General features: G+C 61.9%; 16 protein-coding genes. 8 read left to right on the forward strand and 8 right to left on the reverse strand.

Going from position 1 to position 15,078, the window contains the following annotated elements; translation table 11 throughout:
• The first annotated feature begins 61 nt into the window (after positions 1-61).
• The 3 genes from I6E42_RS04645 (at position 62) to sigG (ending at position 1,712) form a co-directional block, all read left to right on the forward strand.
• Complete coding sequence (locus tag I6E42_RS04645) at positions 62-313, forward strand: IreB family regulatory phosphoprotein (RefSeq protein ID WP_087393812.1); 252 nt, start codon at positions 62-64, stop codon at positions 311-313.
• 64 nt (positions 314-377) lie between these two features.
• Positions 378-812: a 2-thiouracil desulfurase family protein gene (locus tag I6E42_RS04650; protein WP_235370759.1), complete on the forward strand. Its 435-nt coding sequence runs from the start codon at positions 378-380 to the stop codon at positions 810-812.
• 129 nt (positions 813-941) lie between these two features.
• Positions 942-1,712, forward strand: a complete 771-nt coding sequence (gene sigG, locus I6E42_RS04655; RefSeq protein ID WP_235370760.1) for an RNA polymerase sporulation sigma factor SigG — start codon at positions 942-944, stop codon at positions 1,710-1,712.
• 18 nt (positions 1,713-1,730) lie between these two features.
• On the opposite strand, the gene I6E42_RS04660 is transcribed toward sigG, so the two are convergent.
• From I6E42_RS04660 to I6E42_RS04690, 7 genes are all read right to left on the reverse strand, one after another.
• Entirely contained in the window at positions 1,731-2,522 is a 792-nt protein-coding gene (locus I6E42_RS04660; protein WP_235370761.1) for a ZIP family metal transporter, read from the reverse strand.
• A 185-nt stretch (positions 2,523-2,707) separates the two neighbouring features.
• A complete protein-coding gene (locus tag I6E42_RS04665; protein WP_235370762.1) occupies positions 2,708-3,745 on the reverse strand; it encodes an inorganic phosphate transporter in 1,038 nt (345 codons plus the stop codon).
• Between the two features lie 27 nt (positions 3,746-3,772).
• Positions 3,773-5,026, reverse strand: coding sequence for a DNA polymerase IV (gene dinB, locus I6E42_RS04670; protein ID WP_235370763.1), 1,254 nt, complete (start codon positions 5,024-5,026; stop codon positions 3,773-3,775).
• A 116-nt stretch (positions 5,027-5,142) separates the two neighbouring features.
• On the reverse strand, positions 5,143-5,877 hold the full coding sequence (locus I6E42_RS04675; protein ID WP_235370764.1) for a hypothetical protein: 735 nt from the start codon (positions 5,875-5,877) through the stop codon (positions 5,143-5,145).
• A gap of 5 nt (positions 5,878-5,882) precedes the next feature.
• Entirely contained in the window at positions 5,883-6,548 is a 666-nt protein-coding gene (locus tag I6E42_RS04680) for a hypothetical protein (RefSeq protein ID WP_235370765.1), read from the reverse strand.
• 12 nt (positions 6,549-6,560) lie between these two features.
• Positions 6,561-7,448: an ABC transporter ATP-binding protein gene (locus I6E42_RS04685; protein ID WP_235370766.1), complete on the reverse strand. Its 888-nt coding sequence runs from the start codon at positions 7,446-7,448 to the stop codon at positions 6,561-6,563.
• Positions 7,445-7,825 (reverse strand): GntR family transcriptional regulator, encoded by a 381-nt coding sequence (locus I6E42_RS04690; RefSeq protein WP_235370767.1) that lies wholly within the window; start codon positions 7,823-7,825, stop codon positions 7,445-7,447. Before I6E42_RS04690 ends, I6E42_RS04685 begins: the two co-directional genes overlap by 4 nt.
• Positions 7,826-8,251: 426 nt before the next feature.
• Between I6E42_RS04690 and I6E42_RS04695 the strand changes: the two genes are divergently transcribed.
• The 4 genes from I6E42_RS04695 (at position 8,252) to I6E42_RS04710 (ending at position 12,331) form a co-directional block, all read left to right on the forward strand.
• Complete coding sequence (locus I6E42_RS04695) at positions 8,252-9,424, forward strand: ABC transporter ATP-binding protein (RefSeq protein WP_235370768.1); 1,173 nt, start codon at positions 8,252-8,254, stop codon at positions 9,422-9,424.
• The gene (locus tag I6E42_RS04700) at positions 9,414-10,268 is read left to right on the forward strand and encodes an ABC transporter permease (RefSeq protein WP_235370769.1); all 855 of its coding nucleotides are present in this window, start codon (positions 9,414-9,416) and stop codon (positions 10,266-10,268) included. The genes I6E42_RS04695 and I6E42_RS04700 overlap by 11 nt, the downstream gene beginning before the upstream one ends.
• Complete coding sequence (locus I6E42_RS04705; RefSeq protein ID WP_235370770.1) at positions 10,265-11,119, forward strand: ABC transporter permease; 855 nt, start codon at positions 10,265-10,267, stop codon at positions 11,117-11,119. Before I6E42_RS04700 ends, I6E42_RS04705 begins: the two co-directional genes overlap by 4 nt.
• Before the next feature lie 69 nt (positions 11,120-11,188).
• Positions 11,189-12,331, forward strand: coding sequence for an ABC transporter substrate-binding protein (locus tag I6E42_RS04710; protein ID WP_235370771.1), 1,143 nt, complete (start codon positions 11,189-11,191; stop codon positions 12,329-12,331).
• A gap of 145 nt (positions 12,332-12,476) precedes the next feature.
• Here I6E42_RS04710 and I6E42_RS04715 read toward each other — a convergent pair whose 3' ends face one another.
• Complete coding sequence (locus I6E42_RS04715) at positions 12,477-13,673, reverse strand: acetate/propionate family kinase (protein ID WP_235370772.1); 1,197 nt, start codon at positions 13,671-13,673, stop codon at positions 12,477-12,479.
• Between the two features lie 180 nt (positions 13,674-13,853).
• Here I6E42_RS04715 and I6E42_RS04720 point away from each other — a divergent pair, with 180 nt between their 5' ends.
• On the forward strand, positions 13,854-15,065 hold the full coding sequence (locus I6E42_RS04720; RefSeq protein WP_235370773.1) for a tRNA(Met) cytidine acetate ligase: 1,212 nt from the start codon (positions 13,854-13,856) through the stop codon (positions 15,063-15,065).
• Positions 15,066-15,078: the final 13 nt, after the last annotated feature.

Raw genomic sequence — 15,078 nt, forward strand, 5'->3', positions numbered from 1 at the left:
CTTTACAGGAGTGAAGATTTGGAGTAGACTAGAAACAGCTTTATGGCTAGGAGGTGTTCCCATGGGAGAGATGGATTTTACCCGTAAGTTCAGTCTGGGCGATCAGCGTGACCTGGAGATCAAGACGATCCTGTCCACAGTCTATCAGGCGCTGCAGGAGAAGGGCTATAACCCCATCAACCAGATCGTGGGCTATATCCTCTCGGAGGACCCCACCTATATCACCAACCACAACAACGCCCGCGCCCTGATCCGGAAGGTGGACCGGGACGAGCTGCTCCAGACCCTGGTAAAATATTACCTGACCCACTGAACCATATCCGCTCAAACGCCCGGCAATGCGCCGGGCGTTTTTCGCAGAAACGGGAGGAAACCATATGAAGATCCTGGTCAGCGCCTGCCTCATGGGGGAGCCCTGCCGCTACGACGGCAAAAGCAAGCCGGTCCCGGAGCTGGAGAAGCTGCGGGCGGCGGGGCATACGTTGGTCCCTGTCTGTCCCGAGGTGCTGGGAGGACTGCCCACGCCCCGCTCCCCGGCGGAGCTCCAGCCCGGCGGCCGGGTGGTGAACCGGGCGGGGGAGGACGTGACCGCCGCCTACCTGGAGGGGGCCCGCCGGACTCTGGAGCTGGCCCGGACTGAGGGCTGTACCTGGGCCGTCCTCAAGGCCAACTCTCCCTCCTGCGGCAGCCGGCAAATCTATGACGGCTCCTTTTCCGGGAAACTGGTCCCGGGACAGGGTGTGGCCGCCCGGCTGCTGGGGGAGTCCGGCATCCGGGTGGCGGACGAGGAGACGCTGGACCTGCTGCTCTGAACACGCTCCCCACAAAAATCCATCGAAACCGGTCAGACGATAAAAAATTTCGCCCCTTCCCGCAAAGTATGAAACCCCCTCGCCCGGAGATACTTGGAATACAGTATCTCTGGGCGGGGGGTTTTGATCGTGCAGCACAAGGTAGAGATCTGCGGGGTGAATACCGCCAAGCTGAAGGTCCTGAAAAGCGAGGAGACACAGGCGCTGCTGGTCCGCGCCAAGGCGGGGGACAAGCAGGCCCGGGAGGAACTGATCGCGGGAAACCTGCGGCTGGTGCTGTCGGTGATCCAGCGCTTTTCCAACCGGGGAGAGAACGCCGACGATCTGTTCCAGGTGGGGTGTATCGGCCTGATCAAAGCCATCGATAACTTTGACACCAATCTGCAGGTGAAGTTCTCCACCTACGGGGTGCCCATGATCGTGGGAGAGATCCGCCGCTACCTCCGGGACAACAGCACCATGCGGGTGTCCCGGGCCATGCGGGACACGGCCTACAAGGTCCTCCAGGCCAAGGAGGCCTACATGGCCAAGCACCAGAAGGAACCCACCGTGGAGGAGATCGCAAAACTGCTGGACCTGAAGCGGGAGGACGTTGTCTTCGCCCTGGACGCTATTTTGGAGCCGGTGTCCCTCTATGAGCCGGTTTACTCAGACAGCGGGGATACGGTGTGCGTCATGGACCAGGTGAAGGACAGCCGGAACACCGATGAGATGTGGCTGGAGCGCATCGCTTTGAAGGAGGCCGTGTCCCACCTCAGCGAGCGGGAGCGGAAGATCCTGTCCATGCGGTTCTTCCAGGGCAAGACCCAAATGGAGGTGTCCAGTGAGATCGGGATCTCCCAGGCCCAGGTGTCCCGGCTGGAAAAAAACGCCCTGCGGCAGATCCGGAAGGAGATGTAACGTGGAAGCCGCGGCACGTCACCCCAGGGCCACGTCCAGGATCATCATGATCAGAAAACCGGCCATGACCCCCAGGGTGCCGGAGTGTCCGCCCTCACAGAGATTGGCCTCGGGGATCAGTTCCTCCACCACCACATAGAGCATGGCGCCGGCGGCAAAGGACAGCAGCCAGGGCATCAGGGGCTGAATGGAACCGACGGCCAGAACGGTGAGCAGCCCGAAGACAGGCTCCACTGTTCCGGATAAAGACCCCATGACAAAGGCGCGGCGGCGGCTCATTCCCTCCTGGCGCAGGGGCAGGGCGATGGCCGCGCCCTCCGGAAAGTTCTGGATGCCGATACCCAGGGCCAGGGCCGCGGCGGCGGTGAGCAGGGAGGGTTCTTCGTTGTAGGCGGCCAGGGCGAAGGAGATGCCCACGGCCATCCCCTCGGGAATGTTGTGGAGGGTCACCGCCAGCACCAGCAGGGCGGTGCGCCGCCGTGAGGTCCGGCCTTCCTTCCAGTGGAAGGATTCGGGGGTAAAATGGGGGAGCAGGTAGTCCATGGCCAACAGGAAAGCGATGCCCAGCACCGACCCGCCCGCGGCGGGGAGCCAGCCCACCATTCCCATGGCCTCCGCCTCCTCAATGGCGGGGATCAGGAGGGACCACATGCTGGCGGCGATCATCACCCCGGCGGCAAAGCCCAGCAGAAGCCGGTGAAGGGTGGGGGAGGCGTGGCTGCGGAAAAGAAAGACCATAGAAGCCCCCAGCGCGGTCATCAGGAAGGTGAACCCGGTGCCGCCGGCGGCCCAAAGAAGTGCCTGCGTCATATTGTACATCCTTTCTGGACGGTAACGGTGCCGCGGGCGGCCGATCCGCCTATGCGGCTGTGTCCAGATTAGGCTATGACGGGGCGGGAGAAGGTGTGCGCGTTCCGGAGGAATGGTTCTGTCAGGAGGTGGGCCAACCCCGCCGTTTGGTCAGAGGGACCTAGGGGGCTCCACCAGCACAACGGTCAGGGGAGAAGCAGGGCCAGATACAGCCGGCTCATCCAGTAGCCGATGGCCATACACCCCGGGAAGGTGAGCACCCAGGCCAGGGCCACCTGTCCCGCCACACGCCAGTCCACAGCTGTTCCCGCCCCCCGGCCGACCCCCAGCAGGGCGGCGGTGCGGGTGTGGGTGGTGGAGACGGGGAGGCCCAGGGCGGTGGCGGCCAGCAGGCACAGGACGCTGCCAAGGTCGGCGGCCAGACCTTCCCGGGGACCCAGAGTCACCATTTCCCGTCCCACCTTGTCGATGATGCGCCGTCCGCCCATCAGGGTGCCCAGTGCCATGAACAGGGCGCACAGCACCATGAGCCAGAGAGGGATGGGGAAGGTCTGTTCATCCCCCCGCCCCTGGGCCAGGGCAGTCCCCAGGAGGAAGACCCCTAAAAACTTTTGCCCGTCCTGGGCACCGTGGAGAAAGGCGGCCCCCGCTGCTCCTGGGATTTGAGCGGCAAGGAATGTAGAGCTTTTCCACTTTACATGAAAAAGGGCGTGTTCCGTCCTGCTGCCCGCCCAAAATCCGGCTGCGGCGGACAGAACCAGCCCTGCCAGCACCTTGGCCCAACAGCCCCAGCGAATACAGGACAGGCTGCCCTCCAGGGCCACCGCCGCGCCGGACAGTCCGGACACAAGGGCGTGGCTCTCGCTGGTGGGGATGCCGAACCGCCAGGCCAGCCCCGCCCACAGGACGATGGCCGACATGGCGGCGCACAGGGCGGTGAGGGCGGCCCGGGGCCCGCCGCCGAACAGGGCGATGGAGTAGACCGTCTCCGCCACCGAGGCGTAGACCGACGTGACGCACAGCACGCCGAGAAAATTGCAGACAGCCGCCAGTAGTACCGCCCGCCGGAAGGGGAGGGCTCCGGTGACCACCGCCCCGGCGATGGCGTTGGGGGCGTCGGTCCAGCCGTTGACCAGCAGGACGGCCAGACACAGCAGAAACGTGACGGCCAGAGCCGGATTTTTCACCGCTTCTGCCAGAAAATGGGCAAAGGAAAGGGGCATGGAACCACCTCCATGCCCCAATTTATGTCACGGCTCCTCCAGGTATGACCGGCTCCCGCCGGGGGGAGGCGCGTGGCGGTCCTCCCCCGGGTCCCGGGGTGCGGAGGCGGGGGCGATGGCCCCCTTGCCGTACTTGGCCCGAATGGAGTCCAGCGCCCCTTCCAGCTTTTCCAGCCGTTCCCGCTTCCGCTCCAGGGGGCCGGACAACAGGTCCAGTTGGGCCGCCGCCTCCTCCTCGGGCACCAGATAGAGGGCGGTCACCGTCAGCGCCCGGACCGGGTGGTCCATATTCCAGCAGCTCTCCGCCAGCTCCATGGCGGTCTGGGCGATCTCACGGCCCAGGTAAGTGGGAGAATCCAGCCGCTGCTGGCGGCTCAGGTCCCGGAAATCCGGGTCCCTAATGGCAAGGGAAACACCTTGACATTTCATGTGCTGCAACCGCAGGCGGGTCCCGACCTGGTCGGCCAGCTGGGTGACGCCGGCCCGGATCTCCTCCCGGCCTTGGAGGTTTCGGGGAAAGGTGAGGCCATTGCCCACCGACTTGGGCGGAGTGTGCTGGGTGGCGGGAGCCACGGGGGAACGGTCCAGGCCGTTGGCGAAATCGTGGAGCTGGACCCCGTTTTTGCCCAGCAGGGTGAACAGGGACTCCCGGTCGAACCGGGCCAGGTCCCCGATGGTGCGGATGTTGAATTTTTGGAAGGTCTGGGCCGCCGCACGGCCCACATAGAGCAGGTCGGTGACGGGGAGGGGCCAGACGATCTGCTTGAAATTTTCCCGGGAAATGACCGTGGTGGCGTCTGGCTTTTTGTAGTCGCTGCCCAGCTTGGCGAAGACCTTGTTGAAGGACACCCCCACTGAGATGGTCAGCCCCAGCTCGCAGCGCAGCCGCTCCCGGAGCCGGTCAGCCAAGGCCCTGGCGTCTCCGCCGAACAGGTGAAGGGTGCCGGTGAGGTCCAGCCAGCTCTCGTCGATGCCGAAGGGCTCCACCAGGTCGGTGTACTCCTGGTAGATGTGGTTGACCAGGCGGGAGAATTCCCGGTACTTGTGGTGGTGGGCAGGGAGGAGGACCAGCTCGGGGCACTTTTTCCGGGCCTGCCAAATGGTTTCGGCGGTTTTGACGCCGAAGGCCTTGGCGGGCTCGTTCTTGGCTAGGATGATGCCGTGGCGGCTGTCCGGATCGCCGCATACCGCCACCGGGAGGTGGCGCAGCTCTGGGTGGTCCAGCAGTTCCACCGAGGCATAAAAGCTGTTCAGATCGCAGTGAAAAATGACCCGCTCCACCGGGCTCACCTCCTTTGACCCTATTATACCCCACCTCCACAGAAAAGTCAAACAAATGTTCTAAATTAGAAGAAATAGGAAAGAGGCTCCCCGGGAAGGAGAGCCTCTTGCGCGGTCTAATTCTTCACCACTGCGTGGAGCAGGGACCATATGGACCACAGGAGCGCCGCCAGGAGAAAGAGCCCCAGCAGGGGGAACAGCCAGTCCACAATGGTGTACTGTTTCCAGGGCAGGAGCTGGGGCGCGAAGCAGACCAGCAACCAGGCGGCCCAGAATATCCACAAGGACTTGCCGCCGAACCGTTGGAGCATCGCTCCGATGATGATGCCAAATGCCATGCAGCCCAGGGCGATGAGGGGGAACCACCACCAGGCCAGGGCGAAGTCCTCAATGAACAATTGCTTGGCCCGGAGGGCGGCCTCTCCGGAGGACCAGCCGATTACGGGAATGGGGGGAATGTCGTCCATCACAATATACTCCCGGGCAGACAGCCAGAGCCAGAATCGGGGGGCGAAGAACCGTTCCAGAACTGCCAACAGAGCGGCCAGCCCCATGGAAAACAGGGACAGGAAGCCTGTTACGCCCAAGGTCAGCCCTAACGCATGCAGCCGGGTCCGGCCGAAGCGGAGGGCCTGGTCGAAGGTGACCGCCACATGGGCCGCGGACACAAACAGAATTAGGATGCCTGCCGTGATGGGCAGCAGGACGCCGGACAGGAGCAGGCTGGAACCCTCGCCGGAGAAGCGCACCGCGATGGCGGTGATGATGTGGAGGAGCAGGAAGACTCCGCCCACCACGCCGCCGCACAGCAGCAGATCGTCGGCGTTGAGCCGGATGAGTTTTTTCAGCATAGGACTCACCTCACAATATAGCGGTTTACCGTCCGCCAGATCAGAAGCTCGCATACCGCGGTCACCGCCACCGCACCACAGGTGAGGGCGGCGGCCACCAGCGAGCCTGGGGTACCGGGCCGGGCGTCCGCAAAAAGCAGCAGCACCGTGGTGGCCGCGATTCCGCCCAATATGGCCAGGACCATGACCACAATGCCCCAGGCCCGGGAGCGTGTATAAAGCAGCCCGCACAGACAGCCCAGCGCCATGATGGTCAGGCAGGCCAGGGGATACCGCCAGTTGTTCAGCCCGCCCAAGGACATGAGGAAGCTCCACCGGTCCACGCTGGTCCAGCCGAACAGGTCGGGGATGGCGGACATTACCGCCTGGAGGGCCCAGCTTACCCCGGCGTACAGCAGCAGAATGAGCTGGAGGGCCAGGAAGTAGTCCCGCCGGCGGGCGCCGGAGGACAGGGCCAGGTTCAAATCGCTGGTGCACAGGCCATAGGTATAGAGGAACAGCATGAGGAGGGTCAGCAGGGGGAAGCATCCGAAGTAGGTCCGAAAGATGTTGTTGGCCCCCTGGGGCACCCCGGTGAGGCAGGCCCCGGCGGTGACGATGGCCGCGAAGGCCAGCATGGCGCCCAGGCTGACCCAGGCGGACCAGAGCAGGAATTTCAACGATCTGACCATGCCGCCGCCCCCTTACTGGGCGTCTCCGTGGCCGCAGAGGGCCACAAAGACGTTTTGCAGGTTCATGGGGGACACGTCAACGTCGGCGGAGAGCGCCGCTTCCAACTTGACCCCGCCGCCCCGGACGGCCGCGGTCTTGTGCCGGCCCATCTGCTGGACGGACAGCACCTCCAGTCCCCGGCACACCTGGTCCACAATATCCTCCCGGCCGGAGATGTAGTGGAACTGGCCGATGAGATCTTCCGTGGGGCTGTTTTCCAGGATGCGGCCCTCGTCCAGAATGATGACCTGCTCGAAGACGGATGCGGCCTCCTCAATGATGTGGGTGGAGACGATAAAGGTCCGGTTGGTCTGGGCGTAGTCCTCCAGCAGCAGCTGGTAGAATCGCTCCCGCATGACCACGTCCAGTCCCGCCGCCGGCTCGTCCAGAATGGTGATGGGGGCGCGGCTGGCCAGGGCGATGAGGATGGTCACCATGGACATCTGGCCCTTGGACAGCTGGCAGATCTTTTTCTTGGGCTCCAGCTTGAACCCGGCCAGCAGCTGGTCCGCGTATTCCTGGTCCCAGTTGGGGTAGTAGATGGCGGCGGACTTTAAGTAGTGCTTGACTTTCAGGTTATTTGGACCGGTGAACAGGGTGGGCTGGAGCTCCCGGGAGAAGCAGATGTGGTCCAGGGCCGCCTGGTTCTCCCACACGGGCTGTCCGCCATAGGTGACGGTGCCGCTGTCCAGGGTATTCTGGGCGGTGAGGATGCCCAGTAGGGTGGTCTTGCCCGCTCCGTTGCGGCCGATGAGACCGTAGATCTTCCCCGGCTGGATGGTCAGGTCCAGATCGTGGAGCACCTCTTTTTTGCCGTAGGACTTGCACACGCCCTCGGCCTTTAAAACATCAGGATTCATTTCTCTTCTCCTTCCTCAATGGCCTTCCGGACCATTGTCAGCAGTTCTTCCCCCGAGAGGGACAGGGAGGCCCCCTCTTTTACCATGGGTTTGATATATTCGTCGTAAAATGCGGATTTCCGCTTGTTCCGCAGAGCCTGTTCCGCGCCCGACGCCACAAACATGCCGATGCCGCGCTTTTTGTAGAGGATGCCGTCGGCCACCAGCAAATTGATGCCCTTGGCCGCTGTGGCCGGATTGATGTGGTAGACCCGGGCCAGCTCGTTGGTGGAGGGGACCTGTTCTTCTTCCCGGTAGATCCCGCGGAGAATGTCGTCCTCCAGCATCTGGGCGATCTGCAAATAGATCAGGGACTGGTCGTTCAGGGTACCGCGCATACGCCTCACCTTCCAGAGTTCATAGGTTAATTACTTGTGTAATTAACCATACAACAAATGAACGCGGATGTCAAGAGAAAAATAAAATTCAGCGGGGCGGGACGCGGCACAGGTTCAGCGGCCCGTTCCGCGTCGAATATTTCCTCCCGGAAGCAGCAGAATAAGACGGCGGCGGAGCCTCCGGCAGAATATCCGGAGGCGCTTTCTGTCCTGAAATTCCCAGTGTGAAAAGTGGAACAAGAGGCCGAGTAAAATTCCGCGAAAATTTTGGGGAAAATGATTGACAATTGGGGGGTAAACAGATATAGTGTATCTCGCTATCCGTGAAAGCCCGGCCCCCCGGATGTCCATAGAGCAGGACACCGAACCGGGCGAATAAATCGAGGGAGCTGACAAGGTAAAACACACAGAAATGGGGGAGGATACATGTCCAAAGAGTTGATCCGCCTGGCCAACTGCACCATGGCGTTCGACGACGAGGTCGTGCTTGACAACATCAATCTGTATATTAAGGATAAAGAATTCCTCACACTGTTAGGCCCCAGTGGCTGCGGCAAGACTACCACCCTTCGGATCATCGGTGGTTTTCAGACGCCCACTTCTGGGGACGTCTTTTTTGACGGTGTGAGGATTAATGCTGTTCCGCCCCATAAACGGGCCATCAACACGGTGTTTCAGAAGTACGCCCTGTTTCCCCACCTGAATGTGTATGAAAATATCGCCTTCGGCCTTCGCATCCCCAAGGTGGACGGGAAAGGCAAGAAGGTGAAGCTGCCCGAGGAGGAGATCCACCAGCGGGTCATGGAGATGCTGGAAGTGGTCAACCTGCGGGGCTTTGAGAAGCGCCACATTACCCAGCTCTCCGGCGGCCAGCAGCAGCGGGTTGCCATTGCCCGGGCCCTGGTGAACAAGCCCAAGGTGCTGCTGCTGGACGAGCCTCTGGGCGCCCTGGACCTAAAGCTGCGCAAGGACATGCAGAACGAGCTGAAGCGCATCCAGAAGGCCATGGAGATCACCTTCATCTATGTCACCCACGACCAGGAGGAGGCCCTTGCCATGTCCGACACCGTGGTGGTCATGGACGCGGGCAAGATCCAGCAGATCGGCACCCCGGAGGACATCTACAACGAGCCCAAGAACGCCTTTGTGGCCGACTTTATCGGGGAGTCCAACATCATTGACGGCATCATGCGGGCCGACGGTGTGGTGGAGATCTTCAACCGGAAGTTTCAGTGTCTGGACGGCGGGTTTGCCAAGGACGAGCCGGTGGACGTGGTCATCCGGCCCGAGGACGTGGACATCGTCCCCGAGGACCAGGGCCAGCTGAAGGGCACCGTCACCAACGTCACTTTCAAGGGGATGCAGTACGACATCATCGTGGACTTTTACGGCTTCAAGTGGCTGATCCAGACCACCGACCTGTCCCCGGTGGGCAGCCGCATCGGCATCAAGATCGATCCCGACGGCATCCACGTCATGAAAAAGAGCCAGTACTCCGGCATGTTCGGCGACTACTCCTCTTACTCCGAGGAGTATGAGGAGATCAGCGACGCCAGCTTCGATCCCGAGGAGGATCAGGAGGGCGGAGATGAAGAATAAGCTGTCCCTTTTTGCCGTCCCGTATGTGATCTGGATGGCGCTGCTGGTGGTGGCGCCCATCGTCATGGTGGTGATCTACGCCTTTACCACGGCGGACGGCGGCTTCTCCCTGTCCAACTTCGCCCGGATGGGGACCTACGCCGTTATTTTCACCCGCTCCTTCAAGCTGGCCCTCATCGCCACCGCCATCTGTCTGCTGGTGGGGTACCCCGTGGCCTACGCCATGGCCAAGGAGGGCCCCGGCTTCCAGCGCATCGCCTCGGTGCTCATCATGCTGCCCATGTGGGTCAACTTCCTGCTGCGCACCTACGCCTGGATGTCCATTCTGGAAAAAAACGGACTGCTGAACCAGCTCTTTTCCGCCATGGGCCTGTTTGACCTCATCAACAGCGTCTTCGGCACCAATATCCAGTATTTCAAGATGATCGGCACCTCCGGGGCGGTGGTGCTGGGCATGGTCTATAACTACCTGCCCTTTATGATCCTGCCCATCTACTCCGTCATCATCAAGCTGGACAACAGCCTTCTGGAGGCTGCCCGGGACCTGGGGGCCAACTCCGCCGGGGTGTTCCGGAAGGTCATTCTGCCCCTGTCTCTCCCTGGGGTGCTGTCCGGCATCACTATGGTATTCGTTCCCTCCGTGTCCACCTTCGCCATCTCCCGCCTGCTGGGCGGCGGCACCCAGATGATGCTGGGCGACCTGATCGAGCAGCAGTTCCTGGGCGGGGCCTACAACCCCCACTTGGGCAGTGCCATCGCCCTGGTGATGATGGTGATCGTGGTGGTCTGTATGTGGGTCATGAACCACTTCGGTGAGGGCGAGGAACAGGCGGTGATGCTATGAAAAAGAACCGTCTCGGCAGCCGCCTGTTTATGGGGCTGGTGTTCCTGTTCCTGTACGCCCCCATCCTTCTGCTCATCATCTTCTCCTTCAACGAGGGCAACAGCAGCGTGGTGTGGAAGGGGTTCTCCCTGCGCTGGTATGTGGAGCTGTTCCAGGACCGGGTGGTCATGAACAGCGTATACACCACCCTTCTGGTCTCCCTGCTGGCCACCGTCATTGCCACCGCGGCGGGCACCTTCGCCGCCATCGGCTTCTTCACCATGGACCGCCGCCTCCGCCGCCCCCTGATGGTGGTCAACGACATCCCCATGATGAATGCCGACATCGTCACCGGCGTCAGCCTGTGCCTGTTCTTCGTGGCCGCCTTCGCCGGGTGGAACGGCTTTGTCTCCTGGATGGAGAGCACCTACCGGCTGACGGCGCCCCGGCTGTACCTGGGCTTCGGCACCCTGCTGCTGGCCCACATCAGCTTCAACATTCCCTATGTGATCCTGAACGTGATGCCTAAGCTGCGGCAGATGGACAAGAACCTCATCGACGCGGCCCAGGACCTGGGCTGTACCTGGATGCAGGCGTTTTGGAAGGTAGTGGTCCCGGAGATCAAGCCCGGCATCATCTCCGGCGCCCTCATCGCCTTCACCATGTCCATTGACGACTTCGTCATCTCTTACTTTACCGCGGGCTCCGCCACCTCCACTCTGGCCATGACCATCTACGGCATGACCAAAAAGCGGGTCAGCCCGGAGATCAACGCCATTTCCACCTTGCTGTTTGTGACGGTGCTGGTGCTGCTCATCGTGGTCAACGTGCGGGAGGCCCAGCAGGAGAAGGCGCTGGCGAAAAAGAAGTAAGTTCCATGTTCTCAAGGCCGCTTGTCCGGCCCGGAGATAGATCAATCTTGTAATTGGAGGAATGATAAATTGAAAAAAATCGTAGCCTTGACCCTCGCCATGACGTTGGCGGCGGGCCTGTTCCTGACAGGATGCGCTATGGATGAGAACAGCGGAAACGCCGGTTCTGCCGGAGGCGCGCAGTCAAACAGCAGCGGCGGCAAGAAGGGTGACCGCGTGGTCAATGTCTGCAGCTGGGGTGAGTATATCGACACCGATCTGATCGACCAATTTGAGGAGGAGACCGGCATCAAGGTCAACTACCAGACCGCCGAGAGCAACGAGGCCCTGTACTCCCTGCTGAAAAACGGCGGCGCCAACTATGACGTCATCGTCCCCTCTGACTATATGATCTCCCAGCTGATTGAGGAAGACATGCTGGCTGAGCTCAACTACGACAATATCCCCAATTTCTCCCTCATTGACGACCGGTTCAAGAACCTGTCCTACGACCCGGACAACAAGTACACCGTCCCCTACACCTGGGGCACCCTGGGCATCATCTATAACTCCACCATGGTGGACGAGGAGATCACCAGCTGGAGCGCCATGTTCGACGAGAAATACGCCGGGGACGTGCTGCTCATCGGAAACTCCCGGGACGCGCTGGCCATGGGCTTGTACTACCTGGGCTACTCCGTCAATACCACGGACGAGAAGGAGATCCGGGAGGCCTACCAGCTCATTGCCGACGCCGCGGCCAAGGGCGTCTACCAGGGCAAGGTAATGGATGAGATCTTCCAGAAGATGGAGGGCGGCAACGCTGCTGTCAGCACCTACTACGCCGGCGACTACCTGACCATGCTGGAGAATAACGAGGACCTGCGCTATGTGGTGCCCGAGGAGGGCTCCAACTGGTTTGTGGACGCCATGTGCGTGCTGAAGGACGCCCAGAACAAGGAGGAGGCCGAGGAGTGGATCAACTTTATCACCTCCACCGAGGCCAGCCTGGCCAATATGGACTATATCTGGTATGCCTCCCCCAATAAGGAAGCTCTGGAGCAGTACCCTGACTATTACAAGGATACCTACGGAGAGGAGCTGGACCAGGAGCTGTATGAGATCATGGCCGCGCCCCAGGAGGTGCTGGACCGCTGCGAGGCCTACTTGGTCCTGCCCGCCGAGACCCGTACCCTGTATAACGACCTTTGGATCCAGCTGGGTGTGGGCTGAGCCCCGTGAATACCTGAGACAGGACAGAGCATAATGAAGAAAAGTCATGGAGAGTGGCCGACTGGCGCTTCTCCATGACTTTTTTCTATGTAAAAGGGAGGGCGCACAAACGTGCGCCCTCCCTTGGGGTACGGACAATACAGGCTCAGCCCGTGACGATGGCGGCGGTGTCCATGGCGATCATCAGTTCCTCGTTGGTGGGGATGACCAGGGTCCGGACAGTGGCGCCCTCGGCGGAGATGTCGATCTCCTCGCCGCGCTTGCCGTTCTTCTCGTCGTCGATCTTGATGCCCATGAACTCCAAGCCGCTGACGATGGCCTTGCGGTCGCCGGCGCCGTTCTCGCCCACGCCGGCGGTGAAGATGACGGCGTCCACGCCGCCCATAACGGCGGCATAGGAGCCGATGAGCTTCTTCACGCTGTAGTGGAACACGTCCAGAGCCAGGGCGGCCCGCTGGTTGCCCTCGGCCTTCGCCTTCTCCAGGTCACGGAAGTCGGAGGACACGCCGGAAATGCCCTGGACGCCGGACTTCTTATTCAGGACGTTCAGCATCTCCTTGATGTCCATGTTGTACTTGTTCATCAGGTACTCCAGGATACCGGCGTCGATGTCGCCGGCGCGGGTGCCCATGGGCAGGCCGGCCAGGGGGGTGAAGCCCATGGAGGTGTCCACGCTCTTGCCGCCGTCCACGGCGGTGACGGAGGAGCCGTTGCCCAGGTGGCAGGAGATGAGCTTCAGCTCCTCAATGGGCTTGCCCAGCATGGCGGCGGCGCGGCCAGCCACATACTTGTGGCTGGTGCCGTGGAAGCCGTAGCGGCGGACCTTGTCCTGGGTATAATACTCATAGGGCAGGGCATAGGTGTAGGCCACGGGAGGCATGGTCTGGTGGAAGGCGGTGTCGAACACGGCCACCATGGGGGTGCCGGGCATCAGATCCTGACAGGCCTTGATGCCGATGATGTTGGCGGGGTTGTGCAGGGGGGCCAGGGGGTTGCACTCCTCGATGGCGGCCATGACCTCGTCGGTGATGAGCACAGACTTGGCGAACTTCTCGCCGCCGTGGACCACACGGTGACCCACCGCGTCGATCTCCTTCATGGAGCCGATGACGCCGTTCTTCTCGTCCACCAGAGCGTTCAGCACGGCCTGGATGGCCTCGGAGTGGGTGGGCATAGCCACATCGGCCTCCTTGATGGCCTCCTTGCCGGCGGGCTTGTAGGTGAACTTGCCGTCAATGCCGATGCGTTCGCACAGGCCCTTGGCCAGGACCTCCTGGGTCTCGGGATTGAGCAGCTGGTACTTCAGGGAGGAGCTGCCGGCATTGATTACAAGAATGTTCATTGGAATCGCTCTCCTTTTTCAGGTTTTTGTTGCCTTGTCAGGCGGAATGTACTAAACTAAAGTGTCCTTAAAATTATTCTACCGCTTTTTCTCCGTCAGGACAACCTCTTTTTTGAAAATGACCATACTTTTTTTCGTTCTTCTGCATACAGACAAACTATCGACAGGGAGGACAACCATGTGAGGATCGCCGGGATCGTGGCGGAATATAATCCCTTCCACACGGGGCACGCCTATCAGATCGAACAGACCAGGGCTGCTCTGGGCGCGGACGCGGGCGTGGTGGCCGTCATGAGCGGCAACTGGGTCCAGCAGGCGGGGTGCGCCGTGGCCGACAAGTGGACCCGGGCGCGGCTGGCTCTCATGGGCGGCGCGGACCTGGTGCTGGAGCTGCCCACGGTGTGGGCCATGTCCTCGGCGGAGTCCTTTGCCCGGGGGGCCGTAGCCCTACTGGAGGGCTGCGGCGTGGTGACCCACCTGTCCTTCGGCAGCGAGTGCGGCGACGTGGACAAGCTGAGGCAGGTGGCCGCCTGCCTGGACAGCTCCGCCTACCGGGCGGGACTGCGCCGGTTCCTGGACGAGGGGATGACCTTTGCCGCCTGCCGTCAGGCAGTGGTCCGGGAGCTGCTGGGGGAGGAGCTGTCCGGCCTGCTCGCCGGCCCCAACAACAACCTGGGTGTGGAGTATATCCGCGCTCTCAACGCCCTGAAAAGCGGCATCCAGCCCGTAACCGTCACCAGACGGGGGGCGGGACACAACGCGCTCGCCGGCGGGGGAGAAGCGCCCACGTTTCTCTCAGCCACCCAGCTGCGAGCCTACCTTCGGGAGGGACGCTGGGAGGCGGCGGAGCCCTACCTGGTCCCCGGGGGCCGGGCGCTTTTGGAAGGGAACCCCGCGGGCCTGCCCGGTTTGGAGCGGGTGGAGCGGGCCGTGTTGGCCCGGGTGCGGACCATGACCGCCGACGATTGGGCCAGACTGCCCGACTCGGGGGAGGCGGAGGGCCTTCCCCAGCGTCTGGAGAAAGCGGGGCGGCAGTGTGCCTCTATGGAGGAGTTTTTTGATCTGGCCAAGACCAAGCGGTACACCCACGCCCGGCTGCGGCGACTGGCCCTGTGGGCCTGGTTGGGATTGACAGAAGATGACCGGCCGGAATGTCCGCCCTACCTGCGGGTACTGGGCTTTAATGGCCGGGGACAGACTATCTTGAAGGAGATGAAGGAGCGGGCGGTCCTGCCGGTGATCACCAAGCCCGCCCACGCCAGACAGCTGGGGGAGGCGGGCCGCCGGCTTTTTGAACAGGAGGCTCGGTGTACCGACCTGTATGACCTGTGCTTTGAGACGGTGCCCGCCCCCGGCCGGGAGTGGACCACCGGGCCCGTGATTCTGCCGTGACCAAGGGAGAGAA

This window comes from Pseudoflavonifractor phocaeensis, assembly GCF_021531815.1.
Lineage (GTDB): Bacteria > Bacillota > Clostridia > Oscillospirales > Oscillospiraceae > Lawsonibacter > Lawsonibacter phocaeensis_A.

Bases quoted from the DNA above. Each gene is read 5' to 3' on its own strand.
- I6E42_RS04685 (WP_235370766.1), bottom strand. From the start codon at position 7,448: ATGAATCCTGATGTTTTAAAGGCCGAGGGCGTGTGCAAGTCCTACGGC.
- I6E42_RS04690 (WP_235370767.1), bottom strand. From the start codon at position 7,825: ATGCGCGGTACCCTGAACGACCAGTCCCTGATCTATTTGCAGATCGCC.
- I6E42_RS04675 (WP_235370764.1), bottom strand. From the start codon at position 5,877: ATGCTGAAAAAACTCATCCGGCTCAACGCCGACGATCTGCTGCTGTGC.
- I6E42_RS04665 (WP_235370762.1), bottom strand. From the start codon at position 3,745: ATGCCCCTTTCCTTTGCCCATTTTCTGGCAGAAGCGGTGAAAAATCCG.
- I6E42_RS04700 (WP_235370769.1), top strand. From the start codon at position 9,414: ATGAAGAATAAGCTGTCCCTTTTTGCCGTCCCGTATGTGATCTGGATG.
- I6E42_RS04645 (WP_087393812.1), top strand. From the start codon at position 62: ATGGGAGAGATGGATTTTACCCGTAAGTTCAGTCTGGGCGATCAGCGT.
- I6E42_RS04695 (WP_235370768.1), top strand. From the start codon at position 8,252: ATGTCCAAAGAGTTGATCCGCCTGGCCAACTGCACCATGGCGTTCGAC.
- I6E42_RS04650 (WP_235370759.1), top strand. From the start codon at position 378: ATGAAGATCCTGGTCAGCGCCTGCCTCATGGGGGAGCCCTGCCGCTAC.
- I6E42_RS04660 (WP_235370761.1), bottom strand. From the start codon at position 2,522: ATGACGCAGGCACTTCTTTGGGCCGCCGGCGGCACCGGGTTCACCTTC.
- I6E42_RS04705 (WP_235370770.1), top strand. From the start codon at position 10,265: ATGAAAAAGAACCGTCTCGGCAGCCGCCTGTTTATGGGGCTGGTGTTC.
- I6E42_RS04715 (WP_235370772.1), bottom strand. From the start codon at position 13,673: ATGAACATTCTTGTAATCAATGCCGGCAGCTCCTCCCTGAAGTACCAG.
- I6E42_RS04680 (WP_235370765.1), bottom strand. From the start codon at position 6,548: ATGGTCAGATCGTTGAAATTCCTGCTCTGGTCCGCCTGGGTCAGCCTG.